This is a genomic window from Candidatus Thioglobus sp. NP1, assembly GCF_003326015.1.
Lineage (GTDB): Bacteria > Pseudomonadota > Gammaproteobacteria > PS1 > Pseudothioglobaceae > Pseudothioglobus > Pseudothioglobus singularis_A.
This window is the reverse complement of record NZ_CP023860.1, coordinates 745,006-764,968: the sequence shown is the minus strand read 5'-3', so window position 1 is coordinate 764,968 and position 19,963 is coordinate 745,006. Positions and strand designations below refer to the sequence as shown.

Annotated in this window: 22 protein-coding genes and 3 tRNA genes; 16 read left to right on the top strand and 9 right to left on the bottom strand. The window is 34.5% G+C overall.

Features of this window, described 5'->3' with window-relative positions:
- The first annotated feature begins 113 nt into the window (after window positions 1-113).
- The gene (locus CRN91_RS03975; protein ID WP_114115149.1) at window positions 114-1,940 is read left to right on the top strand and encodes a tetratricopeptide repeat-containing sulfotransferase family protein; all 1,827 of its coding nucleotides are present in this window, start codon (window positions 114-116) and stop codon (window positions 1,938-1,940) included.
- Between the two features lie 5 nt (window positions 1,941-1,945).
- Here CRN91_RS03975 and cysC read toward each other — a convergent pair whose 3' ends face one another.
- The gene (gene cysC, locus CRN91_RS03970; RefSeq protein WP_114115148.1) at window positions 1,946-2,545 is read right to left on the bottom strand and encodes an adenylyl-sulfate kinase; all 600 of its coding nucleotides are present in this window, start codon (window positions 2,543-2,545) and stop codon (window positions 1,946-1,948) included.
- 143 nt (window positions 2,546-2,688) lie between these two features.
- On the opposite strand from cysC, the gene CRN91_RS03965 reads away from it, so the two are divergent.
- From CRN91_RS03965 to CRN91_RS03945, 5 genes are read left to right on the top strand one after another with little or no spacing between them, the layout of a single operon-like run.
- Complete coding sequence (locus CRN91_RS03965) at window positions 2,689-3,849, top strand: LLM class flavin-dependent oxidoreductase (protein ID WP_114115147.1); 1,161 nt, start codon at window positions 2,689-2,691, stop codon at window positions 3,847-3,849.
- Between the two features lie 18 nt (window positions 3,850-3,867).
- Window positions 3,868-4,539: a glutathione S-transferase family protein gene (locus CRN91_RS03960; protein WP_114115146.1), complete on the top strand. Its 672-nt coding sequence runs from the start codon at window positions 3,868-3,870 to the stop codon at window positions 4,537-4,539.
- 9 nt (window positions 4,540-4,548) lie between these two features.
- Entirely contained in the window at window positions 4,549-4,956 is a 408-nt protein-coding gene (locus CRN91_RS03955) for a nuclear transport factor 2 family protein (RefSeq protein WP_114115145.1), read from the top strand.
- Between the two features lie 14 nt (window positions 4,957-4,970).
- On the top strand, window positions 4,971-5,825 hold the full coding sequence (locus tag CRN91_RS03950) for an alpha/beta hydrolase (protein ID WP_114115144.1): 855 nt from the start codon (window positions 4,971-4,973) through the stop codon (window positions 5,823-5,825).
- Between the two features lie 11 nt (window positions 5,826-5,836).
- Window positions 5,837-6,673, top strand: a complete 837-nt coding sequence (locus tag CRN91_RS03945) for an SAM-dependent methyltransferase (protein ID WP_114115143.1) — start codon at window positions 5,837-5,839, stop codon at window positions 6,671-6,673.
- A gap of 23 nt (window positions 6,674-6,696) precedes the next feature.
- Here the strand turns inward: CRN91_RS03945 and CRN91_RS03940 are convergent.
- From CRN91_RS03940 to CRN91_RS03930, 3 genes are all read right to left on the bottom strand, one after another.
- Window positions 6,697-6,773 (bottom strand) — tRNA-Glu (locus tag CRN91_RS03940).
- A 57-nt stretch (window positions 6,774-6,830) separates the two neighbouring features.
- Window positions 6,831-6,905 (bottom strand) — tRNA-Glu (locus CRN91_RS03935).
- A 19-nt stretch (window positions 6,906-6,924) separates the two neighbouring features.
- Window positions 6,925-7,000 (bottom strand) — tRNA-Ala (locus CRN91_RS03930).
- An 83-nt stretch (window positions 7,001-7,083) separates the two neighbouring features.
- Between CRN91_RS03930 and CRN91_RS03925 the strand changes: the two genes are divergently transcribed.
- The 4 genes from CRN91_RS03925 to rlmH are packed head-to-tail and all read left to right on the top strand — an operon-like array spanning window position 7,084 to window position 9,194.
- Window positions 7,084-7,806 carry an MBL fold metallo-hydrolase gene (locus CRN91_RS03925; protein ID WP_114115142.1) on the top strand — a complete coding sequence of 241 codons (723 nt, stop codon included), beginning with the start codon at window positions 7,084-7,086 and terminating at the stop codon, window positions 7,804-7,806.
- Window positions 7,803-8,405 (top strand): nicotinate (nicotinamide) nucleotide adenylyltransferase, encoded by a 603-nt coding sequence (gene nadD, locus CRN91_RS03920; protein ID WP_114115141.1) that lies wholly within the window; start codon window positions 7,803-7,805, stop codon window positions 8,403-8,405. Before CRN91_RS03925 ends, nadD begins: the two co-directional genes overlap by 4 nt.
- On the top strand, window positions 8,402-8,737 hold the full coding sequence (rsfS, locus tag CRN91_RS03915) for a ribosome silencing factor (protein ID WP_114115140.1): 336 nt from the start codon (window positions 8,402-8,404) through the stop codon (window positions 8,735-8,737). The genes nadD and rsfS overlap by 4 nt, the downstream gene beginning before the upstream one ends.
- 22 nt (window positions 8,738-8,759) lie before the next feature.
- Complete coding sequence (rlmH, locus tag CRN91_RS03910; protein ID WP_254424969.1) at window positions 8,760-9,194, top strand: 23S rRNA (pseudouridine(1915)-N(3))-methyltransferase RlmH; 435 nt, start codon at window positions 8,760-8,762, stop codon at window positions 9,192-9,194.
- Between the two features lie 7 nt (window positions 9,195-9,201).
- Here the strand turns inward: rlmH and arsC are convergent, their stop codons facing one another.
- On the bottom strand, window positions 9,202-9,549 hold the full coding sequence (arsC, locus tag CRN91_RS03905; protein WP_114115138.1) for an arsenate reductase (glutaredoxin): 348 nt from the start codon (window positions 9,547-9,549) through the stop codon (window positions 9,202-9,204).
- Between the two features lie 11 nt (window positions 9,550-9,560).
- On the opposite strand from arsC, the gene CRN91_RS03900 reads away from it, so the two are divergent.
- A complete protein-coding gene (locus CRN91_RS03900) occupies window positions 9,561-10,088 on the top strand; it encodes a TlpA family protein disulfide reductase (protein ID WP_114115137.1) in 528 nt (175 codons plus the stop codon).
- Here the strand turns inward: CRN91_RS03900 and CRN91_RS03895 are convergent.
- Window positions 10,069-11,010 (bottom strand): KamA family radical SAM protein, encoded by a 942-nt coding sequence (locus CRN91_RS03895; protein WP_114115136.1) that lies wholly within the window; start codon window positions 11,008-11,010, stop codon window positions 10,069-10,071. The genes CRN91_RS03900 and CRN91_RS03895 overlap by 20 nt on opposite strands.
- Window positions 11,011-11,158: 148 nt before the next feature.
- On the opposite strand from CRN91_RS03895, the gene uvrD reads away from it, so the two are divergent.
- On the top strand, window positions 11,159-13,327 hold the full coding sequence (gene uvrD, locus CRN91_RS03890; RefSeq protein ID WP_114115135.1) for a DNA helicase II: 2,169 nt from the start codon (window positions 11,159-11,161) through the stop codon (window positions 13,325-13,327).
- Here the strand turns inward: uvrD and CRN91_RS03885 are convergent.
- Window positions 13,324-13,737, bottom strand: a complete 414-nt coding sequence (locus tag CRN91_RS03885) for a rhodanese-like domain-containing protein (protein WP_114115134.1) — start codon at window positions 13,735-13,737, stop codon at window positions 13,324-13,326. The genes uvrD and CRN91_RS03885 overlap by 4 nt on opposite strands.
- A gap of 42 nt (window positions 13,738-13,779) precedes the next feature.
- Window positions 13,780-15,102: a 23S rRNA (uracil(1939)-C(5))-methyltransferase RlmD gene (gene rlmD, locus CRN91_RS03880; protein WP_114115133.1), complete on the bottom strand. Its 1,323-nt coding sequence runs from the start codon at window positions 15,100-15,102 to the stop codon at window positions 13,780-13,782.
- A gap of 240 nt (window positions 15,103-15,342) precedes the next feature.
- Between rlmD and CRN91_RS03875 the strand changes: the two genes are divergently transcribed.
- Together CRN91_RS03875 and CRN91_RS03870 are read left to right on the top strand one after the other, a co-directional pair.
- Window positions 15,343-16,269 (top strand): MBL fold metallo-hydrolase, encoded by a 927-nt coding sequence (locus CRN91_RS03875; RefSeq protein ID WP_114115132.1) that lies wholly within the window; start codon window positions 15,343-15,345, stop codon window positions 16,267-16,269.
- A 114-nt stretch (window positions 16,270-16,383) separates the two neighbouring features.
- A complete protein-coding gene (locus tag CRN91_RS03870) occupies window positions 16,384-17,493 on the top strand; it encodes a pyridoxal-phosphate-dependent aminotransferase family protein (RefSeq protein ID WP_114115131.1) in 1,110 nt (369 codons plus the stop codon).
- A gap of 3 nt (window positions 17,494-17,496) precedes the next feature.
- Here CRN91_RS03870 and CRN91_RS03865 read toward each other — a convergent pair whose 3' ends face one another.
- Window positions 17,497-17,733 (bottom strand): YfhL family 4Fe-4S dicluster ferredoxin, encoded by a 237-nt coding sequence (locus CRN91_RS03865; protein WP_114115130.1) that lies wholly within the window; start codon window positions 17,731-17,733, stop codon window positions 17,497-17,499.
- 143 nt (window positions 17,734-17,876) lie between these two features.
- Between CRN91_RS03865 and CRN91_RS03860 the strand changes: the two genes are divergently transcribed.
- Window positions 17,877-18,875 carry a peptidylprolyl isomerase gene (locus CRN91_RS03860; protein WP_114115129.1) on the top strand — a complete coding sequence of 333 codons (999 nt, stop codon included), beginning with the start codon at window positions 17,877-17,879 and terminating at the stop codon, window positions 18,873-18,875.
- Between the two features lie 2 nt (window positions 18,876-18,877).
- Window positions 18,878-19,963: a phospho-N-acetylmuramoyl-pentapeptide-transferase gene (gene mraY / locus CRN91_RS03855; RefSeq protein WP_114115128.1), complete on the top strand. Its 1,086-nt coding sequence runs from the start codon at window positions 18,878-18,880 to the stop codon at window positions 19,961-19,963.

Genomic DNA, 19,963 nt, shown 5'->3' with positions numbered 1-19,963 from the left:
CCCGCACCTTAATTATATTATAATCATTTGGTTTCATTTAAACTGAGACTGTTTAATTGCTAACCTGTAATAATTAAAGTTTAATTTTTTTTCAGACCTCAGCAATACTCAAAATGAAGAAACAAAAAAAAAGATCTGTTAGTTTACAACACGCCAAAAATCAACAAGGCCCTCCTAGAGAAGTTATTCAATCCATTATTGATAGCTTTTCAAATGGACAAAAAAAAGAGGCAATTATTGCAATAGAAATCCTAACTAAAGACTTTCCTTTAGAGGCATTACTATTCAATGTTTGCGGCTCTTTTTATCAATCCACTGGTCAACTTGATTTAGCTGTTAAAAAATTTGAGAAAGCACTAACCCTTCAACCAGAGTATTCAGAAGTTCATTATAATCTAGGTGTTACTCTACGTGAACTTGGCAAAATAGAAGAAGCTATTTCATGTTACAAGAATGCCATTCTTTTAAAGCATGCTTATCCAAATGCTCATTACAATCTCGGCAATGCTCTTATAACCTTGAAGAAATACGATGATGCTATTATACATTTTAGTTTTGCAGTAGCCATTAATCCTAAATTCTCGCAAGCATATAATAATTTAGGACTTGCATATAAAAGTCTTGAAAATGACTTTGAGGCTGGTAAAAACTTTGACAAAGCATTAGCCATTAATCCTGGTTATGCTGAAGCTGCTAATCATCGTGGTGGTATTTTTCAGAATACTGGTGATCTTGAAAAAGCTATCGAATATTATGAAAAATCACTGGCAATTAATCCAAAGCTAGCTGATGCTCATAATAATATTGGTCTTACTGAGAAAGAGTTAAATAAAACTGATAGCTCAATTAGATCTTTTGAAAAGGCTTTATCAGTAGATCCAAATTATGCAAATGCTTACTATAATTTAAGTCAATTTAATAATTATTCTTTTAGTGAAAAGCAGATTAAAAATATGCAATCAATTCTTCAGACTGATGACATGGATCAATCTAACTTAGTAGCTATAAACTTTGCATTAGCAGCTGTTAACGAAAATTCAGGAAATAATGACATGTTTTTTAATTACCTTAATGAGGGTAATCGAATACGAAAAATAGACCTAAATTATTCATTCAATACCTCTAAGAAAATAATTTCAATTATTTATAAAATATTTGCTGAAAGACCTAATTCTATTAAAAAGTCCTTGAAAAATAATGATACATCAAATAAAAGTCCTCTATTTATTCTTGGTATGCCCCGCTCTGGAACAAGTCTGGTTGAGCAGATTCTTTCCAGCCATCAAGCTGTTTATGGTGGAGGTGAGTTAAGCATTTTGATGAAGCTTTGCCTTCCTTTAATAGAGGGTAAACTTTCTAATGAAAAACATACAAATACTTATTCTGAAAAAGATCTTATACTAATTCGAGAAAAATACTTAGATTCTCTTAATCAATTAAATACTTCTGAGAGTATCATCTCGGATAAAACACCAGCAAATTTCCAATATATAGGGATTATTCTTTCCATATTTCCTAATGCAAAAATTATTCATCTAAAAAGGGATCCTAGAGCAACATGTTGGTCAATTTATAAGTCTAAATGGAGTGGAAATGGCTATGGATTTTCTTACAATATGGATGATTTAGTTGGTTATTACGGCTTGTACTCTAAGTTGATGAATTTTTGGCATGAAAAGTTCCCAGGAAAAATTTATGATATTTGCTATGAAGACTTAACAACTAACCAAGAATATGAGACTAGAAACTTATTGGAGTATTGTGAGTTAGATTGGGATGAGAAATGCCTTAATTTTCATAAAAATAAACGAGCTGTCAAAACGGCTAGTTCTATGCAAGTTAGGGAAAAAATGTACCAAGGAAGCTCAGATGCTTGGAGAAAATATGCAGGTCATATTAAACCTCTAATACATGGACTAGAGCCATACTTGAAAAAGTAGTTTAGCTATTTAATTATTCCATTTAATTCCAAAAATTCTAGAATAGTTGACACTGAATCCTCTAGGCCTTGATTTTCTGTATCAATAATTAACTCTGGATTTTGGGGAATCTCATATGGAGAGTCAATACCCGTATAATTTTTAATTTCTCCAGCTCTTGCTCTTTTGTATAAACCTTTAACATCTCTAGATTCACATTTTTGCAAACTAGCTTTGCAGTAGATTTCTACAAAATCATCACTTGTAATTAATTTTCTTGCTTCATTTCGATCCTTGCTAAATGGACTTATAAAAGCAGTCATTACAATTAAGCCAGACTCTAACATCAGCTTACTAACTTCACTTATTCTGCGAATATTTTCAGTTCTACCAACTTCACTAAAATCAAGGTTTGAGTTCAAACCATGACGAACATTGTCACCATCTAGGACAAAAGTGCTACAACCCCTTTGAAATAGTCTTTCTTCTAATGAGTGGGCCAGAGTCGACTTACCAGATCCAGAAAGTCCAGTAAACCAGAGAACAATTGAACGATGATTGTTTAATTTATTCCGTCTTTGGCGAGTGACTGTTGCCTGATGATAAATTATATTAGTGCTTTTCATCTTCAAATATTTATTCATTAAAAAATTAAAAAATAATCTAAGCTATTATATATGCCAATTAGATAGAATTTTTCCTTAGAAAGTTTTCTAGATTATAAAAAAACAATATATAATTTTTTTTAGAATAATTAATACATAATTATATGAGATTTGATTTTGTACCCTTCTTTAATCCAGGAGAAAATATTCCTTGGAATAGGGTTGTTAAAATGATGCGTGAGCAAACAAATTTAGCTGAGCAGGCTGATTTTACAACCGTTTGGCTTACTGAGCATCACTTTGCTCATAATGGCTATCTTAATGCTCCTCCAAACCCAATAATGATGTCTCTTGATCTAGCCTCTCACTCAAAAAAAATAAGAGTGGGACAGGCGCCTATTGTCCTTCCTGATTGGCATCCATTAAGGGTAGCAGAGGATATAGCACTTCTTGATAATATGACTGAGGGAAGAGTTGATTTTGGTGTCGCAAAAGGTATTAATGAGAGAGTGACACTGCAATTTAACAAAGATGCTGATCGAAGAGATAATGAAAAGAGTTATCGTTTATTTATGGAGTCCCTTGAGGTCATATTAAAAGCATGGACTAAGGATCCTTTTTCACACAAGGGTGAATTTTATGAGTTTCCTGTTCCTGGTTGGAAGGAAACAAATCGCTTCTTAATGCCTCTTGAAAAAGAGTATCACTCAGAAAAAGGAGAATATACTGGCATGTATATTCATCCTCGGCCTTATCAAGATCCTCATCCTCCAGTCTGGCTAATGTCTAATTCACCACACACTTATAAATTGGCTGCTGAAAGAGGCTTTAAGGTGATTGGTATGTCAAGCCCTCCAGGGAAACTTGAAAGTTGTTGGGATGCTTATGCCAATGCAGAATCACATGATGGGGCAAAATACCAAAGAGGAGATGGTGTTGGAGTATGCACTGTCATTTATGTTGCGGAAACAATGGAGCAGGCTGACAAAGATGCTAGAGCTGCAATCAATGGCTATTATGAATACCTAAGTGGCTCTAGGCCAGAAGGAAGTTGGACCCGAAAAGCCTATCTAGATGATGATGCCAATCCAACTGATGAAGACCTCAATGGAGAATGGTTTGATTTCCTTATGAAGTATGAATTGATATGGGTTGGTGATGCAGACTATGTTGCTGAGAAAATTGATAAGCTTAATAAATCAATTGGTCTCAATCATATTATGTTGCTTCAGCAATTCCCAGGATTTGACTATCAAAAAATACTCAAAAGCATGGCTCTATTCTCTGAGAGAGTTATGCCAAGGTTTAATCCAGATGGTGTTTAAGAATAGGAAATAAGACGAATGCTAGAAATTTGGGGTAGAAAAAATGCTAATCAAGTTATACAGGTCCTTTGGACTCTCTCTGAGTTAGATATTGATTATGAAAGGCATTCTATAGGAACTGAATCAGGTGATCTAGATACAGATGATTATAAATCCCTTAATCCTAATTCAAAAATTCCTACTATTCGTGATAATGGTTTTGTATTGTGGGAATCACATACAATAATTCGCTATCTTGCAAGGCAGTATGGTTTTGGTAATCTTTATCCTGAGGATCCTCAAAAGGTGGCAATCTCTGATCAATGGATGACCTGGTCTACAGATAGCTTTATGGGAACTTTTTTTCCTGTTTTTTGGCAGCTTGTTCGAACTGAGGAATCACAAAGAGATTATAACAAAATTACTGAAATGGCAAAGCAGAGTGCTGAAGTACTGAAAGTGCTTGAGGGGCATCTAGCTAATAATAAATTTGTTGCTGGTGATGAGTTCACATATGGTGATATCCCTCTCGGCGTTTTACTACATAAGTACTTTGTACTTGATATTAAAAGACCAACAATGCCAGGGATCGAAGCATGGTATCAAAAACTAACCGAGAGAAATCCTTTCAAAGAACACGCAATGCAGCCATTTGGTAATTCACCTGATGAATTCTTGGAATTACAAACCAAAGGTGAGAAAAATTTATAATTAACTTTTATGTCAATCTCCAATTCAAATACATCAACAAAAGAGGCAGGAATAACTTCTGACCTGCTTGCTAAAATTACTAATGCCTACAATCAAAATGATATTGATAAAGTAATGTCATTTTTTGCAGAAGATGCACTATTCGACCATGCAGCAGGACCTAATATTAATGGTACTCGGTTTTCTGGTTTGGATAATATCAGAAAAATATTCGAGGGACTATTTAATAATGTTGAGAGTGTCCAATGGACCCCAATTGACACCCGGATTTCTGGCGACAAAGCTTATTGTGAATTTCATCGACTTGCAAAACTCAAATCTGGTGAAATTCAAGACTTTTTGAGCATTGATATCTTGACATTCCGTGATGGACTAATTATCCACAAAGATACTTTTTATAAAAATAGAACTAACTAAAAAAGGGATTTTAAATGACAAGAACTAAACCCATTGACCCAATATTAGAAAAGGGTTACAACGTCAGATTATTAGTTGATGATTTTGATGGACTTATTAATAAATGGACTAAAAGAAGTGCAGCTTTCAGAGCTACTGTAGATTCATCAATTGATTGTCAATATGGAAGTGGTGAAAAAGATAAGCTAGATATTTTTCGTTGTGGACAAGATAATGCCCCCCTATTCATTTTTATTCATGGCGGGTACTGGCAGCGAGGTGATAAATCATTCTATAGCTTTGTAGCTGAGTCATTTGTAAAGTCAGGAATCGATGTTGCTCTTATAGGTTATCAACTATGCCCAGATGCAAGCATGACCAATATTGTTGAAAAAATACAAGAGGCTATCATTTGGTTGTGGCGAAATGCTGATAAGCACTCAATTTCAAAAAATCGAATTAATGTCTCTGGTCACTCAGCTGGTGGTCATATTACAGGTATGATTCTTGCAACGGACTGGCAAAAAATAGCTAATGACCTTCCTCAGGATATAGTAAAAACTGGCATACCAATAAGTGGACTTTATCAACTTGATCCTATTAGAGAAACAACAATTGGTGATGCTCTGGGCTTAGATGACAATGAAAGCCTTGAATTAAGCCCACATTTCTTTGAACCAAAAACAGATGCTCCAATTCTCGTAACTCTTGGTGGTGCAGAGACGCCTGAATTCCATTGGCAAACCAATCAATTTGTTGAAAAATGGAAAGATCATGATGCTCCTCTTGATTATCATGCAGAGCCTGATGTAGATCACTTTGGTGTGGTTGAGAGACTTGCCAGTAAAGACTCTGAAATTTTCATAAAGGTAAAGGATTGGCTAATTTAATTTCTTAAATAATGAATGGCAGCTTAAATATCAAATCTATGAACCTTTACAATAATGTAGATAGGATATTTAATGAACTTAATGAAATAGGCAAATCAGATTCAGATAATCTATCAATTAAAGATTTAACGAAATTTGATCAATTTCACTATCATGGAACAGATGCAATTGATATTGCTATTGATTTACTTGAAATAAATAGTAATTCAAAAATATTAGACGTTGGCTCAGGTATCGGAGGACCAGCAAGGTACATTGCCAGCAAAACGGGTGCCAAAGTAACAGCGATTGAACTCCAATCAGATCAAAATAACTTAGCCAGTAACCTAACCAATAGATGTGGCCTAGCCACTAAAGTAAATCACCTTTGCGGAGACATACTTGATTATGATTTTAAGGGCCAAAAATTTGATGCTGTTGTTAGTTGGCTTACTTTGTATCATATAACAAATCATAAAATTTTATTAACAAAGCTAAATGATTTATTAAATCTAAATGGTTTTTTTTATACAGAAGATATAACTAGTAGGGTTGATTTAAGTGATGCTGAACTTAAAGATATTGAAAAAGAAATTTATGGAAAGCATCTCCCCTCTTTTGATAAATACATCTCAAACCTTGAGCATAATGGATTTAGTGTGGTTTCTAGTGAAGATATGTCAAATTCCTGGACAGAATTTACTAAAACTAGAATTAAAACCTATAATTCTGAAAAAGATAGAAATATAAGAGTGCATGGTAAAGAAGTTTTTGAAAGCTTGAGCTCATTCTACAATTTTGTTGGCCAAAATTTTTCTAATGGGAAGTTAGGAGGTATTAGGATTGTAGCAAAAAAAGACTTAAACTAATTATAAACCTTCCTAATTTAAATTGGCGTCCCGTAGGAGATTCGAACTACCTGTTTCCAGGATGAAATCCTGGCGTCCTGGGCCACTAGACGAACGGGACAGAAAGGGTTTCCTAACGAAAGGAAATTTAACAAAGCACTATAATAAATAACAAATTTGGTATCGCGTAGGGGAATCGAACCCCTCTTGCCAGGATGAAAACCTGGAGTCCTAACCGATAGACGAACGCGACATTAAAAACATTTTTTGCTTGGTGGAGCTAGGCGGGATCGAACCGCCGACCTCTTCACTGCCAGCGAAGCGCTCTCCCAGCTGAGCTATAGCCCCAAATAACTAGGTTGTTTAGCAAAACGTAGATTATAATCTGTATCCTCTTTTAGTCAAGTCAAAATTGGTAAAATATTGGTATTATGGAACAAACATTCGACAGTAAAAATTATTCAATAGATGTGCTCTACCACATTGGTGCCCTTGAAAATTCAATTCATTTTATTTTCGATAAGGCAACTAAAACATGTGCAATAGTAGACCCTGCATGGGAACCTAATTTATTTATAGAAAAAATTCAGGAATCTGGATATACCTTAACTGACATCTTGGTAACTCATTGGCATGGTGATCATACTAATGCAGTGGATGATATAGCCAATATGACTGGTGCAAAAATAACTGCGGGCATAAACGAGATTCCACATCTAAATATTGAAAATGAAGTCCATGCTGTGTCTGATGGAGATACTATAAAGCTAGGTGAATTAAATATTAAAGTTATTGAAACAGCTGGTCACACTGCTGGAGGTGTTTGTTATCTTCTTGATGAGCACTTAATTGCTGGTGATACTTTATTTGTTTATGGTGTTGGTATTTGTAGTCTTCAGGGCTCTAATCCTATCACTTTATTTCATTCTCTCAAAAAATTGTTATCTCAAGTAGATGATAATATTATTTTGTTATGTGGGCACAACTATGGGTCAGAAATATCAACTACAATCGCAGAACAAAAAAGGGCTAATCCGTTTTTATTAATTGAAGATGAAGACACGTTTGTTCGTTATCGCATGCACGTTCATGACTCAACAAGAAAATATCCAATGTCCCCTATGACATTAGAAGAGGTCAACGCCTTGTTATGATAGGAGTTTATGGCGGATCTTTTGATCCCATTCATTTGGGGCACCTTAAAACAGCAAAATTTATAAAACATGAACTTGGTCTCAACAGGATGCTTCTATTACCTTGCAATCAACCAGTTCATAGACAACCTCTTCATTACACAGCCTCTCAAAGACTTGAAATCCTAAATCTTGGGCTCAAAGATTTCTCTGAACTTGAAGTTGACACTAGTGAGATTGATCGAGGTGGAAACTCTTATATGATTGACACTCTTAAGAACTTAAAAATTAAACTTAATAATGAATCAATTTGTTTAGTGATTGGTATGGATAGCTTTGTTAATTTTAAAACATGGAAAAATTGGGATGAATTCTCTAAAATAATTCATTTGATTGTTCTGCCAAGAGAAGGCGAACAACCACTTGTAAAAGGTCTTGAAACTTTTGAGGTTAGTTCAGATATTAAGCAAATTAAATCTGAAGCAAATGGATTGTTATATTTTTCTAATACTGGAATGATAAATATTTCTTCAACTGCTGTTAGAGGTCGAATTTCTGAAAATCAAAGTCTTGATAAATTCTTGCCTAAATCCGTTATTAACTACCTAAATAATTTATGAATCTTGATGAACAAATAAGTGTTGTCAAAAATGTTATTGATGACCTAAAGGGTGAAGATATTGTTACTCTAGATGTTATGAGTCAGTGCGTCGATATGGAGGCAATTATTATAGCAACTGGTCGATCAATTCAGCATGTCAGGGGTATAGCTAACAATGTTAGTATGGAGGCAAAAAGGCTAAATATGATGGTCCTTGGAACTGAGGGAGCAGAATTTAGCGAATGGGTTCTTGTTGATCTTGGAGAGGTAATTGTCCATGTCATGACTGAAAAAACTAGGGAATTCTATAAATTAGAAAAATTATGGACTAGTGAGGAAGATGAGGATTAACCTTATAACAATTGGTAGGAAGATGCCCAATTGGATCTCGACTGGTATTGAGCATTACCAAAAACAACTTCCTTCTCATTACCATTTTACAATTACTGCTATAGACTCTCAAAGCCGAAAATCAGATAGCACTGAAAAAACAAAAGAACTCGAATCAAAGCTTATTCTTGAAGCAGCAAAAGATTCTACTATTCTAATTGCATTTGATGAGATGGGCAGTCAGCAGTCGAGTAAAGTAATTGCAAAATCAATTGAAAGCTGGCAGCTCCAAAGTGAAAATGTTGCGCTAATTATTGGCGGTGCTGATGGACTATCCTCTGAATTTAAGAAAAAATGCCACCACCTCTGGGGACTTTCAAATCTTACTTTGACTCATTCAATGGCAAGATTACTAGTAGTCGAACAAATCTATAGGGGCTTTAGCTTAATTAGTAATCATCCATATCATCGGGAATAAAAGTAGATCAGATAATTGCGTTAATATTCTCAGGTGGTCTGCCAATAGCAACACCCTTTTCAGTTCTTACTATAGGGCGCTCAATAAGTATTGGAAATTCGAGCATTGCGCTAATCAGCTCTTTTTCACTTAATGACTTATCTGATAATCCAAGCTCTTTGTATTTAGTCTCCCCTTTTCTCATAAGCTCTCGGGCACTTATCCCCAAATCTTTCAAAATATCTTTAAGTTCTATTTCACTTGGTGGTTCAACTAGGTAGTTAACAACTTCAAAGTCGACATCATTTTGTTCTAAAATGGCAACTGTTGCTCTTGATTTAGAGCAGCGTGTATTGTGATAAATCTTAGCACTCATTAATTTTACTCATGAAAAAATTTCTTATTATACTCTTGCTTATATCGCCAATTCATACTAGCCAGGCGCTAAGCATTACTGATATAGTTGACTGGGCAAAACCCTTGATGCCATGGTATGAGCAACAACCAGAATTAACATTTGAGTTGATTGATATAAAGGGAAATGTATTTACAGAAAAAAATACTGAAGGGAAGTATCTTGTAGTTAATTTTTGGGCTACTTGGTGTACGCCTTGTTTAAAAGAGATTCCCGCATTTGTTAAATTCTATAAAGAAAACTCTGATCATGTAGAGATATTGGGTCTTGATTTTGAACCTGTCAACATAGAAATTATTAATGAGTTTATTGAACGCTTCAATATTAATTATCCAATAATACTTTATGATCATCGGAATGACTCAGAATACTCAAATTTTGGTGAAATTCTAGGAATGCCAACAACTCAAATTTACAGCCCAGAAGGAGAATTACTACAAACATTTATGGGTGAAGTAACGATCGAAGATCTCAATAAATTTATAATACCAATCTCTTAGACTCACCTCCCTCGTCCCTTACAAGTCTGGGTAGTAAATATCCTGGAACTAGTTTCTGTAGCTTTATAAAAATTTCGTTAGCCTTGTTATCCGAAATTAAAAAACGTTCTGCGCCTGTTACTTTATCTAGCAGATGAATATAGTATGGCAATATAGATGACTCAAAAAGCTTATAGGATAATTTAGCTAAGACTTTTGCATCATCATTCACATCCTTTAAAAATACTGACTGATTAAGTAATGTAAGATTCCTTAGAGCCTCTACATTTTTTATAAAGTCATCTGATATTTCTTGGGCATGATTAATATGAAAAACAATCACTACTTTTAATCTAGTTTTATTAAGCATTGATATTATTTCTTTAGTTATTCTTGAAGGAATTACTACGGCTGTCCTTGTATGAATTCTCAGCGTTTTTATATGTCTAATGCTTTCAATTTTTTTTAATATTTTGCTAAGTTTTTTATCACTCAACGTAAGAGGATCACCGCCACTTAATAAAACCTCATTGACCTCTTTACTCCTTGAAAGATAGCTATCAATATCAGGCCAGTTTTTTAAAATGTCATTATCCTGATAATCAAAGTTTTGCCTAAAGCAATACTGGCAATGAATTGCACAAACACTACTCGAAATTAAGAGGACTCTTGAAGGGTATTTATGAATCAGTCCCTTAACTGGAGAATGCCTCTCATCAGAAACAGGTGAATCAAGAAAATCATTAGAGCTTTGAGTTTCCTTGGGCAGGATTTGCAACAGTAGAGGATCTAAGGGGTCTGACTTATTAATCCTTTGGGCAAACTCAAGAGGAATCTTGATTGGAAAACTACCCTCTTGGAACCCATCATGATCAAAATATTCATTACAGTCACTAGCAGTTTTTAAAGAATTTCTAACACTTTCATTCCAGGTTTTATTCATCTATATTTACTAGTTAATTAGCTTAACCACTATTAAATAATCAGTCATCATTATAATGATTCAATTAGTGATTATAATTTATCTATACTGACTAATATAACGATGATATTTACTAAGAATAATATCTATATGTACTCAATTACTTAATATGATTTCTCCCCCTATTGTTGATGGATTAAATGAAAAGCAGCAGCAATCAGTTGCACTAGATGAAGATATTAACGCTCTGATCTTAGCAGGTGCTGGAAGTGGCAAAACAAGGGTTTTAACGCATCGAATACATTATTTAGTTTCAACAAAGAATTATCATGTCGATGACATCCTTGCAGTTACCTTTACCAATAAGGCTGCTAATGAAATGAAAGAGCGTTTGAGTGATCTTCTCAGAAGACCAATTGGTAGGATGTGGGTTGGCACCTTCCACTCACTTGCTCATAGACTTCTGAGAACTCACCCTATAGAGGCAAACCTTTCGCCAACATTTCAAATTCTAGATGCTCAAGATCAGTTTCGAATTATTAAACGCTTGATGAAAGAAAATGGCGTAGATGAAACAAAATTTCCAATAAAAAAAGTTCAGTGGTTTATTAATCAACAGAAAGATGAAGGCATCCTCCCTCATGAGATAGATGCAGGATACAACTTTTTTGTAAAGCAAAGTGCAAATGTTTTTGACCTCTATGAGAAGCATTGTCAAGTAAATGACTTGGTTGACTTTGCTGGCTTATTGGTAAAAAGTTATGGGCTCTTAAAAAATAATCAATCTCTTTTAGAGCATTATCAAAATAAGTTTCGCCATATCTTAGTTGATGAGTTTCAAGATACTAATCGAATTCAATACCAATTTATTAAAATACTTCATAATCAAACTAATCATGTTTTCTGTGTTGGTGATGATGATCAGTCCATTTATGGCTGGAGAGGAGCCAAAATTGAAAATATTCAAAAGATTGAGAATGATTTCAAACCAATACAAGTTATTAAGCTTGAGCAAAATTATCGATCAACTGGAAATATCCTTAGTGCTTCTAATGCCTTAATAGCTAATAATCAAAACCGTCTTGAAAAGTCTCTTTGGACGGAGTCAGGTGATGGTGACTTGATAAATGTATTAAACGCAAGAACAGAAACTGAGGAAGCACAATATGTTGTTGGTGAAATCCAAACTCAATTTAATCAGGGTAGGAATCTAGATGAATGCGCGATACTCTATCGTTCAAATGCGCAATCTCGAGTCTTTGAAGAATCTCTAATTAAACAAAATCTGAATTATAGAATCTATGGTGGTTTACGATTTTTTGAGCGAGCTGAAATAAAAGACGCAATGGGTTATATCCGACTTATTGAGAATACTTCAGACAATATCGCTTTTGAGAGGATTGTGAATTTTCCAACCCGTGGGATTGGTCTTTCTACGATTGAAAAAATTAGGTCTTATGCAAACGAAAATCAAACTAACCTTTTTCAGTCATCAATTGCTATTATTGATAGCCTCCCATCAAGAGCAGCAAACGCTTTACAAAGCTTTATTCATCTAATTGAAGCAATTAGTGATAGTTCAAAAAATCTTATACTTGATGAAAAAGTAGACTCTATCCTTTTACAATCTGGGTTAATGTCTCACTACGCTAATGATAAAAGTGACAAAGCAGGAAGTAAACGTGAAAATCTTGACGAACTTGTAACTGCTGCAACGCAATATGTTCATGAAGAAGATAATGAAATGAATGAAACCCAAGGTTTTATTGCTCTTGCAACACTAGACTCTAGTGGCGAGTCTAATCAAAGTAATCAGAGTTCTGTTCAACTTATGACTGTGCATTCGGCAAAAGGACTGGAGTTTCCTGTAGTTTTTTTAGTAGGCTTGGAAGAGGATTTATTTCCTTCCAGACAAAGCAAGGATGAGCCTCATCTTCTTGATGAAGAAAGACGCCTTTGTTATGTTGGAATGACCAGAGCTATGAAGTCTTTAACACTCTCTTATGCTAGTCGGCGATTCCTTCATGGTCAATCTTTTTATTCACTAAGTTCTAGATTTCTTGATGAAATACCAAAGAGTTTTTTGAACTATATTAAAAATGAAAGCACTGAAAATAGTTACCAAGGATATAAAAAAAATACTAATGTAAGTAATAAGATGATTGCGACTTCAGATTCAATTTATTCAATTGGTCAGGTCGTTAAGCATGCTAAATTTGGACTTGGCACTATTTTAAATTATGAGGGTAGTGGCGATTCAATGCGACTGCAAATTAATTTTCAAAGAGCTGGAACAAAGTGGCTAATTAGCTCTTACGCTAACCTTGAGATAGTTTAGCTTTGAGTCCAAGGCATACCGTCATACCTCCAACCATTTAGATTCCCACGATGATTATTTTCATCAAGGTCACCTTCAAAACCACTAGCAACATGTGCTACATTATTAAAGCCCTTAGATTGAAGACACTTTAGTGCCTCATTTGAGCGAAACCCACTTCTACAAATCAAAATCACTTCTGACTCTAATTTATCGTTACGGTTACCTAATGCTTCAATCACTGCATCATGAAAAATATCAGGATTTGGCTCCCAATTTGGCTCGTCTATCCATGGTATAAGGACTGAATTCTCAGGATAACCAACATACTTATGCTCAGCCTTACTCCTCACATCAACGAAGAGAGCGCCTGGATTATCACTTAGTCTTTCTAATGCCATTTTTGGCAATAAGTCACGTTTATAGCTCATTTATTTTTCCCAAAGAATTAATCAATATTAACATAATCAAATTTATTTTTTACGTTTAAAGACAGCAATTGACTCCACGTGGGCTGTTTGTGGAAACATATCCATTACCCCTGCGCTCATCAAATTAAACCCTAATTCAATTAATCGAGCAGTATCTCTCGCTAGAGTAGCAGGATTGCATGAAACATAGACTAAATGCTCAACACCTAACTTTGGAAGCAGCTCTACTATTTCTATTGCACCAGTTCTTGCTGGATCTATAAGAGCTTTGTTATACTTCTGACCCCTAAACCATTCAGAGCCTGAGACATCGTCAAAAAGGTCTGCCTTATAAAAAGAGGTATTAGTAATAGCATTCATTATGGCATTTGATTTAGCCCTTTCTACTAAACCCTTATCCCCTTCTATACCAACTACCCTTTTAACATATCGAGAAATTGGTAGGGTAAAGTTGCCTAACCCACAGAAAAGGTCTATTACTTCATCATCAGCATCTAATTCTAATAAATCAATTGCTAAATTGATCATTTTTTGGTTAATTTCAAAGTTTACCTGAGTAAAGTCATTAGGCAAAAAAGTCATCTCAATATTGTGATCTTTAATAGAATAAGTTAAATTTATGTTATCAATTAAAGGCCTAACAGTATCTAAACCACCGCTCTGAGTGTACCAAGTGATAGCCAGCTTATCTCCATATTCTTTAAGAATAACTTCATCTTCTTTAGTTAATGGTTCGAGATGCCTTAGAATTAGAATAGTATCTAATTCAGCAATAGCAACCTCAATTTGAGGGACATGTGTCTTGATACTTAACTTACCAATACACTCTCCTAGTAGCTCAAGATTTTCACCAAGTGATGGATGAAGAACCTCACAGCGACTCATTACTGTAATAAATGAGGACTTCCTTTCACGAAAGCCTACAAGCACTTTTTCTTTTTTCGCTACATAGCGAACCCCTAATCGAGCTTTTCGCCGATAACCCCAACTATCAACCTGAAGTGGATTTAGCCATTTTTTTGGTGCACTTTTTGCTTGACCCATAAAAGCACTTTTTAGCCAGCTCTCTTTAACACTAATTTGATTTTCTGAAGAAAGGTGTTGAAAAGAACATCCTCCACATACTCCATAAACTTCGCACTTTGCTTTAATTCTATCAGGTGATTTTTCAAGTATTTCAATCATGTCTGCTTCCTCGTACTTTGATCGAGAAAGAGAGCGAGATGCAATAACTTTCTCACCAGGGAGTGCGCCACGAGTGAAAATGATTTTATTATCATAATGAGAAATACCCCTACCCTCATGAGACAAGGATTCGATATCTAGTTCATAGATTTTTTCTTTGAGTTTTCTTCTTCTAGCCATTTAGTTGCTTTAATATCTCATTTTTAAAGACTGAATAAGTTCCTTTAGAGTGCCAATATATATGAATTCTTGATTGAAGTATTTATAAAGCAAAACTGAGAAACTACTGACATCCAACCCTCAGTTGTTATGATTATTCATATTAGAAAAAGTAATATTTTTTCTAGATAAAGTATACAATAATTAATAAATATAAAGCACTTTGAATGTTTTCATAAATTTATAACTATTCGAGTAAATATGACAAAGATTGCAAATGGAATTAAAGTTATCGATTCAGGTTATTACAGTAAAGACTTTGCCTCAATATATATTCTAAGAAAGGATGATAAAGTTGCCATAATTGAGACTGGAAATTACTTTAGTGTGTCAAATATCCAAAAAGCACTTGAGAAAGATGGCCTAAGTTTTTCAGATGTAGCTTATGTCATACCTACTCATGTTCATCTTGATCACGCCGGTGGCGCAGGTCAACTCATGAAACAATGTAAAGATGCAAAGCTAATAGTTCATCCTCGTGGTGCCCGACATATGATAGATCCTCAAAAATTAATTGCAGGGGCTACGGCAGTTTATGGTGAAAAGAAATTTAAAGAACTCTATGGAGATATTATTCCAATAGAGGCAAATAAAGTTATTGAAGCAGAAGACAACTTTCTACTAGATTTTGAAGGTAGAGAACTTAAATTTATTGATACCCCAGGACATGCAAAACATCATTTTTGTATATGGGATAAACAAACAGGAACCATGTTCACAGGTGATACATTTGGAATCTCATATAGAGATCTTGATAAGGATGGTGAAGTATATATTTTCCCAAGTACTAGCCCTGTTCAGTTTGATCCTAAGGCGCTTGTTGAGAGTATCAATAAAATAATGGAATATAATCCTCATAGAGTCTGCTTAACGCATTTTTCTGCAATTAAGCCCTCAAAGCAGGTTGTTGAGCAGTTGATAGATGGCATCAAATTTGTAAGCGATCTGGCAAAAAAATATGCCGCCCATAATGATGCAGAATTAATTATTCGTGAAAAGATGATGGAATACTTTTTAAAAGGACTTTCAAAAATTGGCGTTGCAGATCTAAATTTTTGTAGAGAAAGGCTTGACCTTGATGTAAAAATTAATACTCAAGGCTTAATTTATTGGCAACAAAAAAATTAGTTTTTTTAAAAATAAAATTCAATTAGTTATGAATTTTTTTAATAAAAAAATTTACAGCATCTATGATAATTAAAATAATATTTTTTATTTAAATTAATTTTCATATCAAAAAAAATGAAATCTTTTATTCCCCCTTCTAGAGTCTTAATGGGTCCTGGGCCTGCAGATGTTCATCCAAGAATTCTTGAAGCAATGTCAAGGCCAACAATAGGCCATTTAGATTCTGTATTTATAGATATGATGGATGAAATTAAAGAAATGCTCAAGTATGCATTCAAAACTGATAATGAGCTAACGATGCCTATCTCTGCCCCTGGATCAGCAGGTATGGAGGCTTGTTTTACTAATCTTGTTGAGTCAGGTGACAAGGTAATTGTTTGCATTAATGGTGTCTTTGGTTCTCGTATGAAAGAGAATGTAACAAGAATTGGTGGTCATGCAGTAGTTATTGAAGATGAATGGGGCAAGCCAGTAAGCTCAGACAAACTTGAACAAGCCTTAATTGAAAATCCTGATACTAAAATAGTTGCGTTCGTTCATGCTGAAACTTCAACAGGAGCCCTGTCAGATGCAAAATTACTTTGTCAAATTGCCAATCGATATGGCTGTCTAACAATTGTTGATGCTGTAACTTCGTTAGTAGGTTCAGAATTAAGGGTTGATGAATGGGGTATTGATGCAATCTACTCTGGTTCACAAAAATGCTTATCTGCAATGCCTGGGCTTTCACCTGTTAGTTTTAGTGAAAGAGCAATTCACAAGATCACACATAGAAAAAAGGCTGTTACTAGTTGGTTTTTAGATCTGAACTTAGTAATGGGTTACTGGGGTAAGGGCGCAAAACGAGCCTATCATCATACTGCTCCAGTTAACACTCTATACGGCTTACATGAGTCCTTGATTATGCTTACTGAAGAAGGGCTAGAAAATTCATGGCAGCGTCATCAAGATAATCATATTCTTCTTAGGGATGGGCTACAAAATTTAGGAATTAACTTCCTAGTTGATGAATCGAGTCGTCTTCCTCAACTAAATAGTATATTTATTCCAAAAAATACCGATGATGAAAAGGTGCGCTCATCATTAATTAATAAATACAACATTGAAATTGGCGCAGGTCTTGGAATCCTTTCTGGAAAGATATGGCGAATTGGGTTAATGGGTCACACATCAAGGAAAGAAAATATTGAACTTTGTTTGGCGGCACTAAAAGAAACTTTGTAAATTTTAGTCTTTAATTTTCGCTAATAATACCTCATCAGTTTCAACCCTATCAGGGTCAGGAAGACAACAATCAACTGGACAAACCTCTACACACTGAGGCTCATCAAAATGCCCAACACACTCTGTACAAAGATCACCATCTATTTCGTAGATTTCGTCACCCATATAAATTGCTTCATTAGGGCACTCAGGAACACAGACATCACAATTAATGCATTCTTCTGTAATCAATAGAGACATAAACTTTTCCCCATCTTTAATAATTAAACCAACAATTCACTAGAGTTGGATTTTTTTCAAGAAACCGAGCATATTTTAACGTATCAATACAAAAATAATTATGATATTCGGTATCATTAATAATTATTTTTTTTAGGGTTATTATGAGATCACTTATACTTATCTTCACTTTCTTATTTTCTTCACTTTCATTTGCCAACTTAGAAGATGGTATATATGCCCATATCAATACCAATAAGGGCGAAATAATTGTAGAGCTTGCATATGAAAAAGCACCCCTCACTGTCATTAATTTTATAGGGCTTGCTGAGGGCACAAAAGATAGCAACAAGGAGCTGGGTGTTCCTTTTTATGATGGAATATCCTTTCATCGCGTTATTGAAGACTTTATGATTCAAGGTGGGGATCCTGCGGGTAATGGGACTGGAGGACCTGGGTATAACTTTTCAGACGAGTTTAGTGACCTTATACATGATAAACCAGGAGTGCTTTCAATGGCAAACTCAGGGCCAAATACGAATGGCTCTCAATTTTTTATTACACATGTTGCAACTCCCTGGTTAGATGGAAAGCATAGCGTATTTGGCTTTGTTGTTAATGGTATGGATGTTGTCAATTCAATTAAGCAAGGAGACACTATTGAAAGTTTAGTGATAAAGCGTATTGGAGATGATGCTAATCAATTTTTAGCTAATGAGGAATCATTTAGAGCCCAAATGTTGATTATCAATGAGGGATTAATTGCGCAGCAAGAATTACGCATTAAAGACTTTGAAAATTATGTCTCATCAAATTATCCTAACGCTTTAAAAGATGAATTAGGTATTTTTAGTGAGGTAAACAATGAAGGTAATGGATTAAAGGCTACTAAAGGTCAGGTTGTTACAGTTGATATTGCTCTTATTGCACATTGTTGTCAGGTTATTCGTGAACCTGGCAATCCAATTCAATTTACAATTGGAAGTGGCGACATACTTAGCTTAATTGATAGTAGCGTTGCTCAAATGTCTATTGGTGAAAAACGAACTATTATTGCATTATATGAGGACGTTTTTGGAAGTGCCTCAAGCCAACAAACAAATATCCCCCAAGATTCTTATTTAATTTTTGAAATAAATCTTATTGAAGCTAAAGGTAATTAGTAATGTTTCTTGAACTAATAAGCTTCCTTTCTTCACTTGATTCAGGCTTTAATGTTTTAAGCTATCTAACTGTTAGAGCAGTATTTGCAATGATGACTGCGCTTTTAATTACTCTAGTTCTTGGTAAATGGATTATATCAAAACTTCAACATTATCAAATTGGCCAAGTAATCAGGGATGATGGTCCAGAGTCTCATCTTGAAAAGAAAGGTACGCCAACAATGGGAGGGGTTTTAATTCTTTTTGCTTTTTTCTTAAGTGTTATTATCTGGGGAGACTGGAATAATCCTTTCCTTTGGATTGTAGTAGTTACAGCACTGCTTTTTAGTTCGATTGGGTTTATGGATGACTATCTGAAAATTAAAAAACAAAACTCAGATGGTCTAAGTCGTAGACAAAAAATCGTAGCACAATCAATTAGTGCAATATTAATTTGTATATGGTTAATTAGCTTAAATTCTAAAACAATTGGTGCTGAGCTTTTAGTTCCTTTCTTTAAGGATCTTATTATCCCATTAAATATATTTGGGTTTTTAATTATTGGTTGGTTTGCAATTGTAGGAAGCTCCAACTCTGTCAATCTTACAGATGGTCTAGATGGTCTTGCAATAATGCCCGTTATTCTGATTAGTGGTGCTTTAGCAGTTTTTGCATATATTGGGGGAAACTATAATTTCTCTGGCTATCTTAATATGCCATTCATGCCTGGGACTGGAGAAGTATTTGTATTATGTGCTGCACTAATAGGGGCAGGTTTTGGCTTTCTTTGGTTTAATACTTATCCAGCTGAGATATTTATGGGTGATACAGGATCATTAGCCTTAGGTGCAATATTAGCAGTAATTGCAATAATTGTTCATCAGGAGATATTATTAATCTTAATGGGAGGCGTATTTGTAGCTGAGACCTTGTCAGTAATAATTCAAATAAGTTATTATAAAAGAACTCAAAAAAGGATTTTTTTGATGGCACCCCTTCATCATCATTATGAAAAAAAAGGACTAGCTGAACCAAAAATTATTGTTCGCTTTTGGATAATTACCCTAATACTAGTTCTAATTAGTCTAGCCAGTATAAAGATTCGATAA

Bases quoted from the DNA above. Each gene is read 5' to 3' on its own strand.
- CRN91_RS03975 (WP_114115149.1), top strand. From the start codon at position 114: ATGAAGAAACAAAAAAAAAGATCTGTTAGTTTACAACACGCCAAAAAT.
- cysC (WP_114115148.1), bottom strand. From the start codon at position 2,545: ATGAAAAGCACTAATATAATTTATCATCAGGCAACAGTCACTCGCCAA.
- CRN91_RS03965 (WP_114115147.1), top strand. From the start codon at position 2,689: ATGAGATTTGATTTTGTACCCTTCTTTAATCCAGGAGAAAATATTCCT.
- CRN91_RS03960 (WP_114115146.1), top strand. From the start codon at position 3,868: ATGCTAGAAATTTGGGGTAGAAAAAATGCTAATCAAGTTATACAGGTC.
- CRN91_RS03955 (WP_114115145.1), top strand. From the start codon at position 4,549: ATGTCAATCTCCAATTCAAATACATCAACAAAAGAGGCAGGAATAACT.
- CRN91_RS03950 (WP_114115144.1), top strand. From the start codon at position 4,971: ATGACAAGAACTAAACCCATTGACCCAATATTAGAAAAGGGTTACAAC.
- CRN91_RS03945 (WP_114115143.1), top strand. From the start codon at position 5,837: ATGAATGGCAGCTTAAATATCAAATCTATGAACCTTTACAATAATGTA.
- CRN91_RS03925 (WP_114115142.1), top strand. From the start codon at position 7,084: ATGGAACAAACATTCGACAGTAAAAATTATTCAATAGATGTGCTCTAC.
- nadD (WP_114115141.1), top strand. From the start codon at position 7,803: ATGATAGGAGTTTATGGCGGATCTTTTGATCCCATTCATTTGGGGCAC.
- rsfS (WP_114115140.1), top strand. From the start codon at position 8,402: ATGAATCTTGATGAACAAATAAGTGTTGTCAAAAATGTTATTGATGAC.
- rlmH (WP_254424969.1), top strand. From the start codon at position 8,760: ATGCCCAATTGGATCTCGACTGGTATTGAGCATTACCAAAAACAACTT.
- arsC (WP_114115138.1), bottom strand. From the start codon at position 9,549: ATGAGTGCTAAGATTTATCACAATACACGCTGCTCTAAATCAAGAGCA.
- CRN91_RS03900 (WP_114115137.1), top strand. From the start codon at position 9,561: ATGAAAAAATTTCTTATTATACTCTTGCTTATATCGCCAATTCATACT.
- CRN91_RS03895 (WP_114115136.1), bottom strand. From the start codon at position 11,010: ATGAATAAAACCTGGAATGAAAGTGTTAGAAATTCTTTAAAAACTGCT.
- uvrD (WP_114115135.1), top strand. From the start codon at position 11,159: ATGATTTCTCCCCCTATTGTTGATGGATTAAATGAAAAGCAGCAGCAA.
- CRN91_RS03885 (WP_114115134.1), bottom strand. From the start codon at position 13,737: ATGAGCTATAAACGTGACTTATTGCCAAAAATGGCATTAGAAAGACTA.
- rlmD (WP_114115133.1), bottom strand. From the start codon at position 15,102: ATGGCTAGAAGAAGAAAACTCAAAGAAAAAATCTATGAACTAGATATC.
- CRN91_RS03875 (WP_114115132.1), top strand. From the start codon at position 15,343: ATGACAAAGATTGCAAATGGAATTAAAGTTATCGATTCAGGTTATTAC.
- CRN91_RS03870 (WP_114115131.1), top strand. From the start codon at position 16,384: ATGAAATCTTTTATTCCCCCTTCTAGAGTCTTAATGGGTCCTGGGCCT.
- CRN91_RS03865 (WP_114115130.1), bottom strand. From the start codon at position 17,733: ATGTCTCTATTGATTACAGAAGAATGCATTAATTGTGATGTCTGTGTT.
- CRN91_RS03860 (WP_114115129.1), top strand. From the start codon at position 17,877: ATGAGATCACTTATACTTATCTTCACTTTCTTATTTTCTTCACTTTCA.
- mraY (WP_114115128.1), top strand. From the start codon at position 18,878: ATGTTTCTTGAACTAATAAGCTTCCTTTCTTCACTTGATTCAGGCTTT.